We start from the raw sequence: 17,690 nt of genomic DNA on the forward strand, positions 1-17,690 counted from the left end.
CTCTCCGCTCTCATCGCTCCTCGCACTGGTTCGGGTTGAGCAGATGGGACGCGGTGTGATGGTCGGTGACGAGGGTGTTGCACAGTCCGCTGGAGACCACCGCCGCGCACACCGCGTGTTTGGCGGCGCCGGAGACGACGGCCACCGATACGGCGCTGTGGCGCAGATGGTCCAGCGGGAGGCCGAGGGTGCGGTCGTCCAGCGATCGGTCCACGATCGCGCCCCGCGCGTCGATGAACCGGCCGGCGACATCCCCGACCGCTCCGGCGGCGGCCAGCCCCGCCAGGTCCTCCGCCGTCAGATAGCCGGAGCTGACCAGGACGGAGTCGGCGCCGATGGCGCCTGGGCTGAACAGGACCGTGTCCGCCGCGGCGGCCTGGGTGAGGACGTCCGCGACCGCGCTGTCCTGTTCGAGGAGCCGGCGCGTGGCCTCCTGTTCCACGATGGAGGGCGCGGGCAGCACGCTGAGGGTGCCCTGCGCGAGGTGCGCGATCCGTCCCGCCATGTCCTGTGCGGAGGTGGGGGTACGGGAGCGGCTGAGCCCGCCGTTGATCTGGACGACATGGACGCCGGTCGCCCAGCCCGGGTTCAGCCGGGACGCGAGCAGGTCCAGCGTACGGCCCCAGGAGACGCCCAACTGCTTCGGCGCGGGCTGGAGCCGGGCGAGGTAGTCGGCCCCGGCCTCGGCGACCCGGGCGCGCAGGCGTTCCTCGTCGTCGCCCCGGTCGGCGGCGACCACGACGGCGTCGCGCAGCCCGAAGACGTCCCGCAGCCGTTCTTCCAGGCCGCGCATCCGGGCCTTGGGGTGGACGACCTCGATCCGTACGATCCCGGCCTGCCGGGCGTCGGCCAGCAGCCGGCCGACCTTCCAGCGGGTGAAGTGCAGTTCCTCCCCGATCTGCTCCTGCGTCCTGTTCTGCTCGTAGTACAGGGAGGCGACCTGGTAGAGCAGGGCCTCGTCCTCGATGTTGGTCATCCGGACCTCCTTGTCCGTTGCCGGGATCCGCGTCCGCTGCCGGGATCCGCCGGTCCTTCGTCCGGCCGGTCAGCTGCCCGGGTCAGCCCGGTTGACGGTCCGGCGCGCTGAGCCGGTGGGCGATCGCACGGGTGGCCTCGGTGGCGGCGCGGTAGTCCGCGTAGCCGCGTTCGAGGACATCGCGGTGGGTGGGGTCGGGTTCCACGATCTGTACCCGTGGAGCGAACCCCGCGGCGGCCTCGGTGAGCGAGGCCGCCTGGCCGGAGCCGACGGCGGCGGTGACCGCGCAGGCCCGCAGGGTCAGATTGTCCTCACTGACCAGACGCAGCGGACGGCCCAGCACATCGGCGGTGGTACGCAGCCAGAGCGGGTTGTGTCTGATGCCGCCCGAGACGAACACCTCGTCCACGAGGATCCCGCCGTCGACGAAGGACTCCAGCACCTGCCGGGTGCCGTAGGCGACGCCCTCGACGGCTGCCCGGTAGACCTCCGCCGGCCGGCTGCCGAGGGTCAGTCCGAGGACGGCGCCCCGCAACCGGGGGTCGCGCAGCGGGGTGCGGTTGCCCATGAAGTAGTCGAGGACCGTCAGCCCGTGGGCCCCCGGCTCCAGCGCCGTGGCCTCCTTGATCAGTTCCGGCAATTCCGCGCGTGGCCTGCCGAGGAGCTGCTCCCCGGCCCACGTCAGTACGGATCCCGAGGTGACCTGACCGCCCTCGACCAGCCAGCGCCCGGTGTTGAGGGCGTCCGGGTAGGGGCCCCAGACGGTCGGCGGGAAGACGGGTTCGTCGATCTCCGTGACGAAGGCGGTGGACGTACCGGAGACGACCGAGACCCGGCCCGGCCGCGCCCCGCCGACGGCGAGCAGGGAGAGATGGGCGTCGATGCCTCCGGCGCAGACCACGGCCCCGCCGGTGATCCCGAGCTCCTCGCGGGCCGCCGCCCGTACCGGCGCGACGGGGTCGCCGACCGGGACGATCCGGTCGGGAAGCTTGTCCCGCAGATCGGGCACACCGAACTCGGCATAGAGATCGTCGGGCAGCCCGGCGCCGCGCGGGTCGTAGTTCCACTTGCAGACGGCGTTCATCCGTGAACCGGTCCATTCGCCGGTCAGCCGCCACACGAGATAGTCCACGGCCTCGGTGATGTGGCGGGCCACGCGGTAGACCCCGGGCTCGTGACGGGCCAGCCACATCGCCTTCGGCACGAGCCACTCGACGGCGTCGGAACCGCCCGCGTACCGCAGCACGGGGTGGTCCGACCGGGCCGTCAGCTCCGACTCGGCGCTGGCCCGGCTGTCCATCCAGAGCAGCGCGGGACGCAGCGGCCGCCCCGCGCCGTCCAGTACGGCGACTGTCGACGCGGTGGTCGCGACGGCGACGCCGGCCACCGGGGGCGAGCCCGCCTCGGCGAGCGCGGCGCGGGTGGCGGTCACCACGGCGCGCCACCAGTCCTCGGGGTCCTGCTCGGCCCGGCCGGGGTCCGGGAAGGAGGTCGGATAGCCGCTCTGGCTGAGGCCGAGCGCCTCTCCCCCGGCGCTGTAGACGGCGACGCGGGCACTCTCGGTCCCCAGATCGATGGCAAGGAGCGCGGTCATGGGCGGACTCCCTTCGGCAGGACGGTCACAGACAGTCTCCGTTCGGCAGGAAGAGAACCTTGGAGCTGAACATGGAACGCTCACCGAGCCGGTGCAGGGTGCTTGACACGTCGTCGAGGCCCAGCTCGTGAGTGATCATGAACTTCCAACGGAGGCTGCCGTCGCCCATGGCGCGGGCGGCGGTGCGCCACTCGTCGCCGGGGAAGGGCGCGGAGAAGGAGTTCCAGGCGCCGTGCAGGGTGATCTCGCGGCGCAGAAAGTTACTGAAGGTGGACTTGGGCAGGACGACCGGGTCGTGCGGGATGCCGATGAAGACGGCCTGGCCGTGCCGGGCGGCGAGCGTGACCGCCTGGTCGGCGGTGGCCGGCACCCCGGCGGACTCGATGATCACGTCGTACCCGGGGCCCGCGAGTTCGGCGGCCCGCGCCGGCGTGGCGGCGGTGTGGGTGGCGCCGGCCTCCAGGGCCATGGCCGCCTTCTGCTCGCTCACGTCGATCGAGAGCACCTCGCTCGCTCCGGCCAGCCGCGCCCACTGGATGGCGAACAGACCGATGGGTCCCGCGCCGACGACCGCGACCCGGTGGCCGATGCGCAATGCGGTACGCCAGACGGCGTGCAGGGCGATGGCGGCGGGGTCGAGCATGGCGGCGGCGCGCGGGTCGAGATCGGCGGGCAGAACCATCAGATTGCCCTCGGGGACGGTGACGTACTCGGCGTAGGCGCCAGCACGCCGGCTGCCGAAGTAGTCGTAGTCCTCGCAGAGGCTGAAATGTCCCTGGGCGCAGGGGGCGCAGCGGCGGCAGGGGATCAGCGGCGGTACGGCGACGAGGTCGCCCTCCTTGACCGTGCCCGCGGCGGCGAGTTCCGCGCCGAGCGCCACGACATGGCCGGAGAACTCGTGGCCGCAGATCAGCGGGAGGTGGTACGCGCCGCCGGGCCGCAGCATCCGGGGGATGTCCGAGCCGCAGACTCCGCAGGCGGCGACGCGGACGAGTGCTTCCCGGGGCGCGGGTTCCGGTACGGGAACCTCCTCGACGCGAATGTCGCCCGGGGCGTGGAGCAGGGCGGCTCGCATGGTCTGCGGCATGTTCGTATCGCTTTCTCGGGTGGGGCCGGGCACACGGTCGGATCCGGCCGGTGGCATGGGGCGCGGGGTCATTCCTTGCCCGTGAGCGCGAAGGTGCCGGAGCCGGTGTAGGTAGCGGCGTCGGCACGGTCGATCAGGCCGGTTCCGGCGTCGACGGAGGCGGGGACCTTCTTGCCGGCCTGGACGTCCAGCGCGGTCGTCACGGCGGTGGCACCCAGCGAGATCGGGTCGTTGAGCGCGGTGGCGAGGTACGGGCCGTCGGACGCGATGGACTTGACCGCCTCCATCAGACCGTCGACCCCGGCGACCCTGACGTCGGTGCGGTTGTTCTCCTTGAGTACCTGGAGCGCGCCAAGAGCCATGTCGTCGTTGTGCGCGTAGACCGCCTTGACGTCGGGGTTCGTCTGGAGGAGGTCCTGCATGGCGGTGACGGCCTTGGAGCGGATGTAGTCGCAGTAGGGGCCCGGCACGATCTTGATCTTGCTGTTGGCGGCCACGGCCTCGTGGAACCCGGCGCTGCGGTCGCGGGCCACCGCGCCGCCGGCATCGCCCTTGATCTCGATGACCTTGCCGCCCTGGGCGCCGAGTGCCTTGGCGACCTCCGCGCCGACGAGCCGGCCCATCTCCTTGTTGTCGCGGCCGACATGCGCGACGGCGCCCGAGGGCACCGGGCGGTCCACGGTCACCACCGGGATGCCGGCGGCCTTGGCCGCGGCCAGCCCCGCCTTGACGCCCTTGGGGTCGACGGGGTTGACCAGCAGGACATCGACGCCGCGCGTGATCAGGTCCTGGATGTCGTTGTTCTGCTTCGTCACGTCGTCACCGGCGTCGGCGAAGTTCAGCTTGGCCCCGGCCTTCTTGGCGGCCTGCTCGGCTCCGGTGCGCAGCTGGACGTAGAAGGGCGACTGCTGGGTCGCCTGGCTGAAGCCGATGGACAGGCTGCCCGTGGACTTCTTGCCACCGCTCTCCGTGCCACCGGGGGTGGTGGAGACGGAACAGGCGGCAAGTGACGCAAGGGCCGATGTCGCGACAAACATCCCGAAGATGCGCTTCATACGCATGTGGGCCTCCAAATGTGGTCCTGGCCAGGGACAGTAGGTGCCGTATTAACCTCACGGCAACACATGCGGTTTTTTTTGCTCTCATGCGCAGAGACGCCACTGACCTGGTGTGATCCGCCGCATGCGAGGGGTTGATGCGGGGAGGCCCGCCCGCGCGGGCCGTGTCGACGGCGTGCCGGCCTGCTGGAGTTCGACAGCAAGACGCGTGCAGTTGTCGTGGACCGCGGTCCCTGTCAGCTGCTGCCGGCGGGCGAAGGACTTCTCCTCGTTGCGAGGCTCATCCCCCGAGATGCACACGCGCGGCGAGGAGTGTGTCCGGCACCTCGGGAAGGCCGCGGGACGTCCTGAGGGGCCATCTGTCGTTCGGCGTCGAGGACCCGTTCCTCGGCGATCACCAGCACCGGATCCACGCTGGGGAGACAGCAGGTCAGCTCGGCCGCGCCAGGTAGACCGTCGCGAGCACTCCGCCTGTCTTCCATACCGGTCCCGTTGCTCGGCCCCTGCCGACAGCAACGTCCACCGAGCGTGGTCACACCGCGGGTTTCAGCTCCTGCTCGGCCCAGACGGTCTTGCCCTCAGCCGTGTACCGGGTGCCTCGTCGTCGGGAGACCCGCTCGACGATGAAGAGGCCTCGGCCGCCCTCGTCGGTCGTACGGGCATGGCGCATGCGCGGGGTGGTGTCGCTGGCGTCGGAGACCTCGCAGACCAGCACTTGGTGTCGGATCAAACGGAGGGTGACCGGTGCGGCACCGTATCGAATGGCGTTGGTGACCAGTTCGCTGACGATGAGTTCGGTGGTGGCCGCGAGTTCCTCAAGTCCCCACTCGGTCAGCTGACCGGCGGCCAACGCGCGGGCCCTGCCGACGACGACCGGCTCGTTCGGCAGCTCCCAGGAGACGACCTGGGTCGGTCCGAGAGAGCGTGTCCGCGCGAGGAGCAGGGTGGCGTCGTCGAACTGCGCTTGGCTCGGCAGGGTGTCGACCACGGCCGAGCAAAGCTCTTCCAGGGGTCCGTCCGGTTGTGCCGCCAGGGCGCCGCCCAGGCGGCACAACCCCGCGTCGATGTCCTGGTCGCGGGTCTCGACCAGTCCGTCGGTATAGAAGGCGAGCACACAGCCCTCGGGCAGTTCCAGCTCCACGGCTTCGAAGGAGGCCATCCCGACACCGAGCGGCAGGCCGGGCGGAAGGTCGGGGAAGGTGACCTGGCCTTGTGGCGCGATGATCGCGGGTGGCGGGTGCCCGGCTCGTGCCATCGTGCAATGCCGCGTCACCGGGTCGTAGACGGCGTAGAGGCAGGTGGCCCCCGCAGCCACGGCGGTGTCGTCCTGGAGGTCGGTGCTTTCCTCGGCGAGGCGGTCGACCGTGTCGTCGAGGTGGGCCAACAGCTCGTCGGGGGCCAGGTCCATGTTCGCGAGCGTATGCACCGCCGTGCGGAGCCTGCCCATGGTCGCCGCGGCGTTGATGCCGTGCCCGACGACATCGCCCACGACGAGCGCGACCCGGGCGCCGGACAGTGGGATCACATCGAACCAGTCACCTCCCACGCCGTCCTCGGTGTCCGCGGGAAGGTACCGGGAAGCCACCTCTACGGCGTCCCCCCCGGTGAGGCGGCGCGGGAGCAGGTTGCGCTGAAGTGCGAACGCCGCGGTACGTTCGCGAACGTACCTGCGGGCGTTGTCCAGTGCCAGCGCGGCGCGACTGACGAGCTCCTCGGCGAAGAGCAGATCGTCCGCCTCGAATGGGGCCGGGTCGTCCATGCGCATGAAGGCCGCCACCCCGAGCACCGCCCCGCGCGCGTGGATCGGCACGACCATCAGGGAATGCATCCCGTACTTGCGGATCGTCTCCGACCGCCACGGATCCTGACCGAGCCACGCACTGCGGACGTCCAGCACCGGTTCCAGGTGGGATCTGCCCGAGGTCAGGACATGGGTGAAGGGCGAGGGCGCGGGAACGAAGGCTTGCTCCCCCCGCGACCAGTGGGACTCCGGAGCCCCCTCGTGGATCGAGGCGACGCCGGCTCGGCGGAAGGACGATACAAGTCCGTTCGTCGCGCCGAGCCTGGCCAGGGACTCCTCGCCCAGCGATACCGACTCCGCCAGGTCGACGGTGACGTATTCCGCGATGCGCGGCACGGCGAAGTCGGCGAGTTCCTGCCCGGTCCGCATCACGTCCAACGTGCTGCCGATCCGCGTGCTGGCCTCACTGAGGAAAGCCAGACGCTCCCGCGCCCGCTGTCTGTCCGTCACATCGACGCTCATGACGCACACGCCCAGAGTGTGGCCCTGAGCGTCTTCGAGGCGGAAGTAGGAGGTCGAGAACGAGTTCCCCCGGCGTGGGTCCGTTCTGTCCAGTCCATCCGGCAGACACACCCGGTACGCGTGGTCGACTATCGGGGTGCCGCTCTCCAGGACCTGCCGCATCACCGCCTCGACCTTTTCGGCCTCGCTTCCCGGCAGCACCTCTGTCAGTCGCCGCCCGAGCCGTTCTTCGCGGGTGAGGCCGTCCTGAAGTGCCAGGGCGTCGTTCACCCAAGTGCAGCGCAGCTCCGGATCGCGGACGGCGATGCCGATCGGGGCGCTGGACAGAAGCGACTCCATTCCCGTCCCGTCCACCGGCCAGGAGGAGGTCCCGCTCATGCCGGTCGCGGAGACGAGCCAATGGGTCCGCCCGCCCTGCCCCGCCAGCGGGCAGGCCCGGAGGGTCACATCCAGGCGGCTGCCATCGCGATGGCGGAGCCCGACGACGCCGGACCAGTCGCACTCGGTACGGCCCTGCTCCGCGCACGCCGATGCCTTCATGATGTCCTCCGGGGCTGCCAGCACCTCCGTGGCGGAGCGGCCGACCGCGTCTGCGGCCGAGAAGCCGACAAGCCGCTCAGCGACCTGACTCCACCCGACCACCGTCCCTATCGCATCGACGATCGCCACGGCGGCGCCGCTCGTCTGCCCCGCCCCGCTTCCAGCGTTCGGCGCCATGTCCTCACCTGTGGCCATCGTGGCCATCCCTCCTGTGGGGTGCGTCCCGGACGGCGGGACCTGTATCGGCGATGCGATCGAGCCAATCCGACAGCAGCGCGCGCTCGGCACGCGTCACCGCGGTGGTGTCGCCGTCGCGCAACGCCTCGCGCAGGGCCACGGCTCGGCCGGCGATGTCCGTCACCGCCTCCCGCTCACACTGACCTACGGTCGAGATCGCTCGCAGTACGTGTTCGCGGGCGACCGTCGACAGGTCGAGATCCCGCTCAGGAGACGGAGTCGCGATCAGTGACAGCACGGCACCGAGGCCACTGGCGTGCATGAGCCGAGTCGCGCGCTCCACACTCATGCGGAGCCGGCCGGCGACCGCCACCCGGGCGAGGTTCCGGCGCAGGATCGCCTGGGTCTCCAACCCCGCGGGAACGTCCCCTCGGTAACGCCCTTCGCCGAACATCAGCACGTAGAAGCCCGGCCGCGAAAGTCCGAACTCCACATGCAGGTTCCACGAGCGGCGCAGGTCGGTGATGGGATCGTCGGTTTCTTCCAGGGCCCGCTTCTCGATGAGGTACTGCCGGAACCCGTAGGCCGCGAGCGCGTTGAGCAAGCCCTCCTTGTCACCGAACAGCCGATACAGCGTCGGTGGCTGAATCCCGGCCGCGGCGCTCACCGCCCGCGTGGAGACAGCCGCGCGGCCCTCGCTTGTCAAGAGATCCGCTGCGGCGCCCAGCACCCGTTCCCGAGTACGCATGCTTCGGTTCTGCATAATTCATCACTATTACCATATTTCCGATCTCATTGATATGATTTTCGAGATTTGTGAGAGTCTGGTAACATTCGCGGCTTTCAGGGAGGCCGCGCAGTCCAGTACCGCCGATGGCGGCAGTGAAAGCGCCCGTCTCCACGAGCCAGGGGTGACCAGCGGCAGTGACGTTTTTGCCTGCTGCGTCACGCGGTCGGCGCAGCCTGCCGCATCGACGCGACCTCGATCACCTCGGCGACGACCTGATGTCCCGCATGGCCGGGATCCTGGAAGAGGCCTTCAAAAGCACCACGTGCTACGGGCACATCCGAGCGCGGCCCGTCAGCGACAACCGCGGGCGTTGAGCCGCGCGGCCTGACGCGTCAGGTGGTCGCGCTCGGCGAGGTTGGGTGCCTTCTGGGCCGCCTCGGCGTACAGCCGTGCCGCCGTCGCCAGGTCGCCGTCGCGCTCGTGAAGGTACGCCGCCACCGCGGCGTGGCGGGGCAGCGAGCCGTCCAGCGCCATGAGCGCCGCCAGGCCGGCGCGCGGTCCGCCGGCCTGGCGGACGGCCACCGCCCGGTTGAGCCGGACGACCGGGCTGTCGGTCAGGCGCGCGAACTCGTCGTACCACTCGACGATCTGCACCCAGTCGGTCTCCTCGGCGGTGAGCGCGTCAGCGTGGAGTGCCGCGATGGCGGCCTGGGCCTGGAACTCGCCCAGCCGGTCGCGGGCGAGGGCCGCCTGCAGGATCTCGACTCCCTCGGCGATCAACTCGGTGTCCCACCGTCCGCGGTCCTGCTCGGCGAGCGGCACCAGGCAGCCGTCGGGCGCGGTCCGGGCGGCGCGCCGGGCGTGGTGGAGCAGCATGAGGGCGAGCAGCCCCGCCACCTCGGGGTGGTCGATCGCGGCCGCGAGCTGCCGGGTGAGCCGGATGGCCTCGGCGGCGAGGTCGACGTCGCCGGAGTAGCCCTCGTTGAAGACCAAGTAGAGGACGCGCAGCACGGTGGTGACGTCGCCGGCCCGGTCGAACCGCACGCCGGAGACGGTGCGCTTGGCCCGGCTGATGCGCTGTGCCATGGTCGCCTCGGGCACCAGGTAGGCCTGGGCGATCTGGCGGGTGGTCAGCCCGCCGACGGCGCGCAGCGTGAGCGCGACCGCGGACGACGGCGTCAGCGACGGGTGGGCGCACAGGAAGTAGAGCTGGAGCGTGTCGTCCACCGCGGGCGCGGGTCCGGGCGCCGGCTCCTCGTTGACGAGGTCCTCACGCCGGCGGCGGGCGGTGTCCGCCCGGGCCGCGTCGAGGAACCGGCGCCAGGCCACGGTGACCAGCCAGCCCTTCGGGTCCCGCGGCGGATCGGGCGGCCAGACGCGGACCGCCTCGACCAGCGCGTCCTGGACGGCGTCCTCGTCCGCCGCGAAGTCGGCTCCGCGGCGGACGAGGATCCCGAGCACGCTCGGCGTGAGGCTCCGGAGCAGGACCTCGTTCACCTCGGGGTCACTCCGTGATGGTGTGGGGCGCGGCCAGGAACGGGCGCACCTCCAGCCACTCGTGGATCGGCGCCCCGCCCGCCCCGGGGGCGGCCGACAGTTCCCCGGCCAGCTCGATAGCGCGCTCGTAGCTGTCGACGTCGATCACCATCCAGCCGGCGATGAGGTCCTTGGTCTCGGCGAATGGGCCGTCGGTGACCGGCGGGCGCCCCTCGCCGTCGTACCGGACGAACGTCCCCTCAGGGGCGAGCGCCTGACTGCCGACGAACTCGCCTGTCCCCTCGAGCCGGGCCGCGAAATCGTTCATGTACTGCACGTGGGCCGAGATCTCCTCCGGCGTCCACTGGTCCATGGGCGCATCGTTGACCGAAGCCGGGGCGCCGCGGTAGTGCTTGAGCAGCAGGTACTTGGCCATCGTGTTTCTCCTCGGTGCTGGTGCGACCCATTGTGGTCGCGTTCATCGCGGGGACGGAGCCGGTCACGAGTTCTCGACATCGCCGTCCGAACTTTTTTGGCTCTCGTAGATGAGCCTGGATGAGCCGTCTCGCGGTGCCCGGGTCCAGGGCGTGGCACGAGGGCGAGACCGAGCGAGGCCTTCCAGGATCAGCAGCGACCGAGCAACTGAATCAGGAGAAGGACAACCCGCCCTACCGGATCCCCCGCACCCTGCTCACCTGTGTCGAGCGCCTCACGAACCCGACTTCACCAACGACAGGATCCGGACCCTGCTCGCCACAAATGGCACGTGCCCCGCACCGGCGTCCGTCGACCACATCCCCCTTCAGCCGAACGAGCCGCCCCAGGCTGATCTACGAAGAGCCGATTGGCCGGGCCCTGCAGACCATCACCCGTGACTGAACCCGCACGGCAAGCGTCCTGCCCCTATAAGACGCAGATCACAACAGAAGCGACTATGCCGATACCGTGCCCGACCCCTGAACCCGGTAGCGCAGGTACACCACGCCACTGGCGAAGCGGCGCTCCTCGGCCATATCGAGCCTGGCACGGACCCCTTCCGGGAAGACCCGTGTGCCACCGCCCACGACGATGGGCGTGACGAACAGGTGGCATTCATCCACCAGGCCGGCCCGCATCGCCTGGCCGGCGAGCGTCGGACCGCCCACACTGACGTTCCCGCGCTCCTTCAGCGCCCGAACGTCCTCGGGGTCGAATCGCCGCTCGATCCGCGTCCGCGCACTGGGCGCGGCCCGCAGAGTGCTCGAATAGACGACCTTGTCCGCGGAGCGCCATATCCCGGCATAGTCCCGCGCCGCGGACGACTGCCCGTCAACGGAAGCAGTCTCCCAGTAGCGCATGACCTCGTACATCCGGCGCCCGTACAGATACGTCCCGGTCCCCCGCTCGAGGTCGTTGACGAAGGCGTGCACCTCCTCGTCCGGCTCGGCCCAGCCGAACTCCCCCTCGGAATCGGCCGTGTAGCCGTCGAGCGACGCGATCACCGAGTAGATCAGCATTCCTGCTCCCACCAGCAAGTCGTTAGTGATGACAGACCTCTTCGACCGCCCTCGCGGCTGCCCGCAAGGCCGAGCCCTACCCCGAACTCGCCGCCGAGCTCACACCTGCTCGCGGTCGGCCGACGCCCGGCAGCATAGCCACATGTCAAACACAGCGAATCTCTATCGGGATCCCGAAGGCCGGGTTCGGTCGGCCGAAGGGCTCAGGTCCTGCCCGGCCGGTCTTCGTGGGCCACGGCACGGGGGTATCCCCCGCACCAGACGCCGCAGGCTGATCCACGAAGATAGACCGGACAGGACCTGACCGCTTGAGTCTCCCGTAGGGGGAGACAGCAAAGTGGACAACATGAACGGCGACGCGCTCTACGCGATTGGTGACCTTGCCCGGCGAACCGGGCTGACAGTGAAGACCATTCGGTTCTACTCCGACGCGGGAATCGTGCCGCCGACCGACCGAAGCCCGGCCGGCTACCGGCTCTACGACATCGACGCCGTCACACGTCTCGATCTCGTGCGTACCCTGCGCGACCTCGGGCTGGACCTTTCCGCCATCAGGAAAGTCCTCGACCGAGAAGCCTCCGTACCCGAAGTGGCTTCGACGCACGCCGATGCCTTGGACGTGCAGATTCGTACCCTCCGTCTGCGGCGAGCGGTACTGAGAGCGGTAGCCAAGCGTGGCCCTACACCTGAGGAGTTGGATCTCATGCACAGACTCGCCAAGCTCTCCGACCGCGAACGACAGCGACTGGTGAACGACTTCATCGACGACGCCTTCGGCGGTCTTGACGCCAACCCGGAGTTCGTGGCCATGATGCGTTCGGCCATGCCGCAACTCCCCGACGATCCGGCTCCCGAACAGGTCGAGGCGTGGGTCGAACTCGGAGAACTCTGCCAGGACGCGGACTTCGGGTCCGCTGTCCGAAGGATGGCTGAATTCCAGGCCGCGGAGCGGGCGCAGGGCGACACAACCGGCCTGCATCATGATCTGACCACAGCGGTGCGTGAGCAGGTCGAGGAAGCTCTCGCGGCAGGAATCGAGCCGACGTCCGACCTGGCGGCGCCCGTTGTCGACTCCCTCACCGTTCTCTATGCCGAGACTTTCGGCCGCACCGACGATGCCGACCTGCGACGCCGGCTCGTCACCCGGTTGGAGACCGGCGCGGACCCCAGGGCGGAGCGCTACTGGCAGCTTCTGTCGACCATCAACGGCTGGCCGGTGCCGCCTGCTCTCGCGCCGGTCTTCGGTTGGTTCATCACCGCCCTGCGCACTCAGCTGAGCCGATAGAACACCGCCCAGCCCCGGACACCTCTGCCGCAGGGATGACGGATCGCCGAGCAAGCGGGCCGGGGCTGCCAGTTGGCCTCTGTCCGCTCTTCGGCGGGGGCCCGGGGGCGACGCGGTAGGAGTCACTGCGCACTCGGGCTGTGGCCCTGCACGGAATGTGTGTCTATCAGTGAGGGGACCAGCCACACATTCCGTGCAGGGCTGTGATTTTGGCGAAGCTCAGTGCTCCAGCTTGTCGTCGCGGCAGCCCTTCGGCGCGGACACCGGGTTGCAGCGGGCGGCGTCCGGGCCGGGCAGTGAGACGAAGAAGTCCCGATCGTAGCGAGCGGACATGCCGGCCGCCGGGAAGTCAGTGGAGACGATCTGGGCGCCGCTGTCCAGCGCCAACTCACGCATGGTCGTGTCGCGGCTGAGCACGGTGCTCATCGGCACGTCGGAACGGGTCCGTACGATGTACCCGCGTTTGACCAGATCCGCGATCTCCGCCGCGTTCGCGCCGCTCGGGTCGTTGCGCTTCATGAACGCGGCCGAGGGGGTGCCCGGTGCGGAGTCGGTGAACAGCACGCGGCCCTCGAGGTTCGGGTGGCCGGCCAGGTAGGAGGTGCGCACCTCGTTGGTGTTGTCCATCGCGAACATCACCTTGCCGGTCGACTGAGCCACTGTGGGCCAACCGCGCTGCAGAACAGACTGCTCGAGAGTCAATCCGGGCCGGCGAACGTCGTCGGGAGTGATCAGCTGGTTGCCGTCGAAGACCGAGCGGATCTCGTGCTCGAGCGTCCGGAAGGTCGACTCCTCCCACGGGGGGCTTTCGACGCCGCCGAGGCGTTCGAAGCGGTCTTCGCTGGCCTTGAATTCCAGCATCACCAGCAGCGGGACATGTCCGGGGTTGTTCTGCGACCAGCCACGAATCTGCTTCAGGCACTCGGTCAACTGGACGCAGGTGGTGTTGTAGTCGGCGTCGACCATGTGGAAGACCTTCGTGCCGGGTTCCCCCCAGGCCGGGTCCGCGAGTGGAGGAAGGCCCGCGTTCTTGCGGACCAGCGGCCAGTTGTACAGGCCGCCCTTCGGATCGGGCACGACGTCGAGTTCGACTGAGCGGACCTCCTGCTCGTCCAGCTGCTCGGTCAGCGGCGCATGCGAGTAGTACAGGTTCGGGTTCGCTCCGGGGTCCACCTCCAACTGGGCACGCTGTTCAGCGCCGGAGAGTTCACGGTGGTAACTGTTGTGTGTGGCCACCACCTGGATTTCGTTGATGCGTGTGCCGCCCTTGTTCGCGGCTGCCTGCGACGAACCCGTCGAAGCCGCCAGCGTTGCAAGTCCGGTGAGAGCGGCGGCGACGGCCAGCCAGCGGGGGAGAGACATGCGGTTCCTTTACGGCCAAGGGGGGGGTGGGTACGACCACCGTCCACGTTGGGAAACCCGGGTGGACCTGTTGTATCGTCAGCCGGCTGATCAACCGTCTCGAAAGTGAATCTTGGTCGTCCCGGAAGGTTGCCTCCCCCGCTGGACAGTCGACCCCCATAGGCTCTCGTCATCGAAGACGACCACGCCGTCCGGGAGCGCCTCTGCGAAGGGGGCCGATTCGGTGTCTACGGACAGCGTGCCGTCGCCGCGCTTGGACACGGACCGGACTCCCCGTACCAGGAGATACGGAGTCCGGGGCCCTTCCAGCGGCGACGAAGATCTGCCCGGGGTTCACAGTGCCCGCCTCGGGGTATCTGCCCCAACCCGACCTGGTCCCCGGATACTTCTCGATGGTTGGCCGTGACCGTGCCCACCTCCGGTGTGGTGGAGGTGGGCACACAGTGGCGCGCGTTCTCGCGTGGTCAGACTTCCGTCGCGTCCTTCACGTACGGCGACGTTGCTGTCGCGGCCCCCGGGACGGCAGCGCGCTCGTGGCCGCCTTCGCTGAGGCCGAACCGCTCGTGGAATTTCGCAGGACGCGAGGCGCGTACCACGCGGAGCGGCCGAGCAGGCGCATGGCGGCGGGGACGAGTACGCCGCGTACGGCGACGGCGTCGATGAGGATCGCCAGTCCGCTGCCCAGGCCGAACATCTGCATGAAGCTGATCTTGGCAGTGCCGAAGGCGAAGAAACTCACCGCGAGCAGGCAGGCCGCCGTGGTGACGATGCGTCCGGTGTGGCCGAGGCCGTCGGACACGGCGGTCTCTTCCAGCGCGAACTGTTCGGCGGGTTCACCGCGGCCCAACTCGCCGCGGCCGACACCCACGCGCTCTCGTCCCCGCTCCGGGCACATCTTGGGCACTTGTCACCGGACGGTCCGGGAGCCCTGCCGCCCCCCGCGACCGCTCTCCTCCTGGGCGCGTGGGGGCACATGCACGGCCTCGTCGTCCTGGAGGTGTTCGGGCACACCTCTTTCATCGGTGACCACCAGGCCGAGATCTTCCGCATGGCGATGCGGAACCTGCTTGAGGACGTCCACCGCCGGATACCCGTACGCGCGAGCGGGCTGCCGTCGGCCGACTGAAGTGTGTTGCCGAAGGACCCGCGGTATCGGTCCGGTCACTACGAGGTCCTTGACGCCGAGTTCGAGAAAACCACCGACCGCGTCGACAAGGTGCTCGCGATCGCCGAGCGGGAGCGGTGGCCCGATGGCGAGACCCGCGTCCACGGCGAGCAGTGGGAGTCCGGCCCCGATTCACGGCGTGGGCGAGTCTGGTGCCATGTGCCATGACGCGTGGCGGACTCATCGCTCTTCTCGTCGTCTTCGTCGTACAGGTCGGTGCGGGAAGCCGGAGAAGGCGACCGGGGCGGGACCGTCACGGATCTGTCCCTACGGGGCCGGAGGCTGGGGCGAGCCGCTGACCGCGGCTTCGGCGTCACCCACGCCACACTCACGGCCCGCGGCACCGGCCGCCCCCGTGCCTGGCGGAGCTGACCGACGCAGACGACCTTTCACGGGACCGCCACGCCTGGTGGCTGGATACCCGTTGACGGGGTGGTGCGACACCCCGCGGACGATCGATTGAAACGGTTGATCTTGCCCCGTGGCTAGGATCACCCCCGAGCTCCTGGTGGAACCCGGGGCGAGCTTCCCACCAGCAGTGCAATGGTGCGCGACACGAGAGAGGCGGGGTGGCAGATGATGAACGGGCCGCATGGGTCGGATACGCCCTACCTTGACTACAACGCCACCGCGCCGATCCGGCCCGAGGCTGCCGCAGCCGTCATCGAGGCCATGCTGTCGGTGGGAAACGCCTCAAGCACGCATCGACCGGGACGGCAGGCGGCACATCGGGTCGACATTGCCCGTCGGCAGCTGGCCGGCCTTCTCAACTGCTCGCCCGGCGAGATCATCTTCACGTCCGGGGCGACCGAGGCAAACAACCTGGCTCTGCACGCGGCCTACACCGCCGGAAATCCCTTGGTGACGACCCCTGTTGAGCATCCTGCTGTGCTGGAGACGGCTCGCACCGTCACCGCTGAGCAGCCCGAGGATCTTGTGCTGCTGCCTGTCGGAACCGACGGCCTGGTGGATCTCGGCGCCCTGGATCAGGTCTTCGCGGGACGCCATGGGGGTGTGGTCTCCCTGATGGCCGCGAACAACGAAACCGGCGTCCTCACCGACCTCCACGTCGCGGCAAAGGCGGTCCGTGAGGCCGGCGTACTCGTTCATACGGACGCCACGCAGATCATCGGCCGCCTCCCCGCGGATGTCGCTGAACTCGACGTCGACCTCGTGTCGTTGTCCGCCCACAAGTTCGGCGGCCCACAGGGAGTCGGTGCCCTGTATGTACGGCGCGGGGCGCCGCTGTCGCACCGGCCGCTCCTTGTGGGGGGCGGTCAGGAGCGGGGCTGGCGCGCGGGCACGCTGAATGTGGCAGGGATTGTCGGCATGGGGGCCGCTGCCGAGTCCGCGCGCCGCGGGCTCGGCGAGGAGGCCGAGCGGATTGCCTCCCTGCGCGACCGTCTCGAATACCTGTTGACCAGCGCCCTGCCCGACTGTCGTATCAACGGCCGACACGATCAGCGCCTGCCTGGCGTGACGAGCGTCATCTTCCCGAGTGTGCCGGCGGACGCGGTCCTGGCGGCCATGCCCGAGGTGGCGGCCTCGGGGGGCAGCGCGTGTGCGTCCGGCGCCCCGATGCCGAGTCATGTGCTCCTGGCGATGGGGCTGTCCCAGGAAGACGCCGACAGCACGATTCGCTTCTCGCTGGGCTACGCGACCACGGACGCCGAGATCGGACACGCGGCACAGGCCGCCGTACGTGCTGTGAAGCAAGTTCGCTCCGCACTGGCCGAAGCCCACGGTCCCCGCTGACGGTTACCCCGTGATCGACAACGCGGCGAGGCACGGTGCAAGGACTCGCGAGCCCGGCATGATCCAAACGAGAGGCCCTGCGCGCCGGCCGCCGCCGGGCAGGCGGGACTTCGAAGACACGTCCTAGCTGCTCTGTCCATGGAGGTTGGTGACGGTGATCACGCTTGGGAGATCTTGAATGAGGTCGCGGGTGGTGGGTCGCAGACGCAGATCTCCCCGCCGGCCCGGGGGGCGATCACCGGCAGCAGCCGAACCGGATCCTTCGAAGCCTCGGCACCGCGTCGACATACTTGGCAGGCGGGGCCTCCGAGCCGGCCCCGGCACCCAGCCGGGCAGCGGCGACACCGGCGCCCAGGACCAGGCAGTCGAACTCTCTACGCGACAGGTCCACGGTCGGCTCCCAACTGCGGATACCGAACGCCGCCCACCGACTCGTCGAGACGTACGAGCGGCAGGCGTTCGGCGACAGGGATCACTCCCGCTCAGCGCACCACACGCCTATCCGCCGCGCGCGCCGGGGGACCACACCCGTAGCAGCTCCCGCAGGTCAACGGCGATCACCGGCTGCTGACGAATCGGCCATATGAGTCCGACGTCCTCAGACCGCACCATGGGGTGCCGATACCTCCGCCGCGGCGGAGGAGGAGCCACGCGGACGGGCCGGGGCTGTTCGGTCTTCCTCCGCGCCCACGGTTGCCACGCGCCGCGCAAGCGGCCGGTTCACAC

General features: G+C 69.6%; 13 protein-coding genes and 2 pseudogenes. 4 read left to right on the top strand and 11 right to left on the bottom strand.

Annotation, left to right across the window (positions count from 1 at the left end):
• Window positions 1-10: 10 nt before the first annotated feature.
• The 9 genes from ACIRQP_RS18360 to ACIRQP_RS18400 form a co-directional block, all read right to left on the bottom strand.
• Complete coding sequence (locus tag ACIRQP_RS18360) at window positions 11-976, bottom strand: sugar-binding transcriptional regulator (RefSeq protein WP_403890770.1); 966 nt, start codon at window positions 974-976, stop codon at window positions 11-13.
• 82 nt (window positions 977-1,058) lie between these two features.
• A complete protein-coding gene (locus tag ACIRQP_RS18365) occupies window positions 1,059-2,570 on the bottom strand; it encodes a ribulokinase (protein WP_403890772.1) in 1,512 nt (503 codons plus the stop codon).
• A gap of 25 nt (window positions 2,571-2,595) precedes the next feature.
• Window positions 2,596-3,657 carry a galactitol-1-phosphate 5-dehydrogenase gene (locus tag ACIRQP_RS18370; RefSeq protein WP_403890775.1) on the bottom strand — a complete coding sequence of 354 codons (1,062 nt, stop codon included), beginning with the start codon at window positions 3,655-3,657 and terminating at the stop codon, window positions 2,596-2,598.
• A 68-nt stretch (window positions 3,658-3,725) separates the two neighbouring features.
• Window positions 3,726-4,718, bottom strand: coding sequence for a substrate-binding domain-containing protein (locus ACIRQP_RS18375; protein WP_403890778.1), 993 nt, complete (start codon window positions 4,716-4,718; stop codon window positions 3,726-3,728).
• A 529-nt stretch (window positions 4,719-5,247) separates the two neighbouring features.
• Window positions 5,248-7,713 carry a SpoIIE family protein phosphatase gene (locus ACIRQP_RS18380; protein ID WP_403890780.1) on the bottom strand — a complete coding sequence of 822 codons (2,466 nt, stop codon included), beginning with the start codon at window positions 7,711-7,713 and terminating at the stop codon, window positions 5,248-5,250.
• Entirely contained in the window at window positions 7,700-8,443 is a 744-nt protein-coding gene (locus tag ACIRQP_RS18385) for a TetR/AcrR family transcriptional regulator (RefSeq protein WP_403890783.1), read from the bottom strand. The genes ACIRQP_RS18380 and ACIRQP_RS18385 overlap by 14 nt, the downstream gene beginning before the upstream one ends.
• 333 nt (window positions 8,444-8,776) lie before the next feature.
• Complete coding sequence (locus ACIRQP_RS18390) at window positions 8,777-9,922, bottom strand: RNA polymerase sigma factor (RefSeq protein WP_403890786.1); 1,146 nt, start codon at window positions 9,920-9,922, stop codon at window positions 8,777-8,779.
• Window positions 9,923-9,929: 7 nt separating this feature from the next.
• The gene (locus tag ACIRQP_RS18395; RefSeq protein ID WP_403890789.1) at window positions 9,930-10,337 is read right to left on the bottom strand and encodes a YciI family protein; all 408 of its coding nucleotides are present in this window, start codon (window positions 10,335-10,337) and stop codon (window positions 9,930-9,932) included.
• Between the two features lie 496 nt (window positions 10,338-10,833).
• Window positions 10,834-11,397 (bottom strand): dihydrofolate reductase family protein, encoded by a 564-nt coding sequence (locus tag ACIRQP_RS18400; RefSeq protein WP_403891197.1) that lies wholly within the window; start codon window positions 11,395-11,397, stop codon window positions 10,834-10,836.
• 346 nt (window positions 11,398-11,743) lie between these two features.
• Here ACIRQP_RS18400 and ACIRQP_RS18405 point away from each other — a divergent pair, with 346 nt between their 5' ends.
• Window positions 11,744-12,682 carry a MerR family transcriptional regulator gene (locus tag ACIRQP_RS18405; RefSeq protein ID WP_403891200.1) on the top strand — a complete coding sequence of 313 codons (939 nt, stop codon included), beginning with the start codon at window positions 11,744-11,746 and terminating at the stop codon, window positions 12,680-12,682.
• Between the two features lie 219 nt (window positions 12,683-12,901).
• Here the strand turns inward: ACIRQP_RS18405 and ACIRQP_RS18410 are convergent, their stop codons facing one another.
• Window positions 12,902-14,044 (bottom strand): phosphatidylinositol-specific phospholipase C1-like protein, encoded by a 1,143-nt coding sequence (locus ACIRQP_RS18410; RefSeq protein ID WP_403890792.1) that lies wholly within the window; start codon window positions 14,042-14,044, stop codon window positions 12,902-12,904.
• 464 nt (window positions 14,045-14,508) lie between these two features.
• Window positions 14,509-14,852 (bottom strand): annotated as a pseudogene (locus ACIRQP_RS18415) (MMPL family transporter); the annotation flags it as partial.
• Here ACIRQP_RS18415 and ACIRQP_RS18420 point away from each other — a divergent pair.
• The 3 genes and pseudogenes from ACIRQP_RS18420 to ACIRQP_RS18430 all read left to right on the top strand — a co-directional run.
• A pseudogene (locus ACIRQP_RS18420) lies at window positions 14,850-15,170 on the top strand (TetR-like C-terminal domain-containing protein); the annotation flags it as partial. The pseudogenes ACIRQP_RS18415 and ACIRQP_RS18420 sit on opposite strands and share 3 nt — an antisense overlap.
• Window positions 15,171-15,176: 6 nt before the next feature.
• Window positions 15,177-15,377 carry a hypothetical protein gene (locus tag ACIRQP_RS18425; protein WP_403890795.1) on the top strand — a complete coding sequence of 67 codons (201 nt, stop codon included), beginning with the start codon at window positions 15,177-15,179 and terminating at the stop codon, window positions 15,375-15,377.
• A 375-nt stretch (window positions 15,378-15,752) separates the two neighbouring features.
• Window positions 15,753-16,964, top strand: a complete 1,212-nt coding sequence (locus ACIRQP_RS18430; protein ID WP_403890798.1) for a cysteine desulfurase family protein — start codon at window positions 15,753-15,755, stop codon at window positions 16,962-16,964.
• Window positions 16,965-17,690: the final 726 nt, after the last annotated feature.

Source organism: Streptomyces sp. NPDC102274 (genome assembly GCF_044766385.1).
GTDB lineage: Bacteria > Actinomycetota > Actinomycetes > Streptomycetales > Streptomycetaceae > Streptomyces.

Coding starts and splice junctions, on each gene's coding strand:
- ACIRQP_RS18360 (WP_403890770.1), bottom strand. CDS start 976: ATGACCAACATCGAGGACGAGGCCCTGCTCTACCAGGTCGCCTCCCTG.
- ACIRQP_RS18365 (WP_403890772.1), bottom strand. CDS start 2,570: ATGACCGCGCTCCTTGCCATCGATCTGGGGACCGAGAGTGCCCGCGTC.
- ACIRQP_RS18370 (WP_403890775.1), bottom strand. CDS start 3,657: ATGCCGCAGACCATGCGAGCCGCCCTGCTCCACGCCCCGGGCGACATT.
- ACIRQP_RS18375 (WP_403890778.1), bottom strand. CDS start 4,718: ATGCGTATGAAGCGCATCTTCGGGATGTTTGTCGCGACATCGGCCCTT.
- ACIRQP_RS18380 (WP_403890780.1), bottom strand. CDS start 7,713: ATGGCCACAGGTGAGGACATGGCGCCGAACGCTGGAAGCGGGGCGGGG.
- ACIRQP_RS18385 (WP_403890783.1), bottom strand. CDS start 8,443: ATGCGTACTCGGGAACGGGTGCTGGGCGCCGCAGCGGATCTCTTGACA.
- ACIRQP_RS18395 (WP_403890789.1), bottom strand. CDS start 10,337: ATGGCCAAGTACCTGCTGCTCAAGCACTACCGCGGCGCCCCGGCTTCG.
- ACIRQP_RS18400 (WP_403891197.1), bottom strand. CDS start 11,397: ATGCTGATCTACTCGGTGATCGCGTCGCTCGACGGCTACACGGCCGAT.
- ACIRQP_RS18405 (WP_403891200.1), top strand. CDS start 11,744: ATGAACGGCGACGCGCTCTACGCGATTGGTGACCTTGCCCGGCGAACC.
- ACIRQP_RS18410 (WP_403890792.1), bottom strand. CDS start 14,044: ATGTCTCTCCCCCGCTGGCTGGCCGTCGCCGCCGCTCTCACCGGACTT.
- ACIRQP_RS18430 (WP_403890798.1), top strand. CDS start 15,753: ATGGTGCGCGACACGAGAGAGGCGGGGTGGCAGATGATGAACGGGCCG.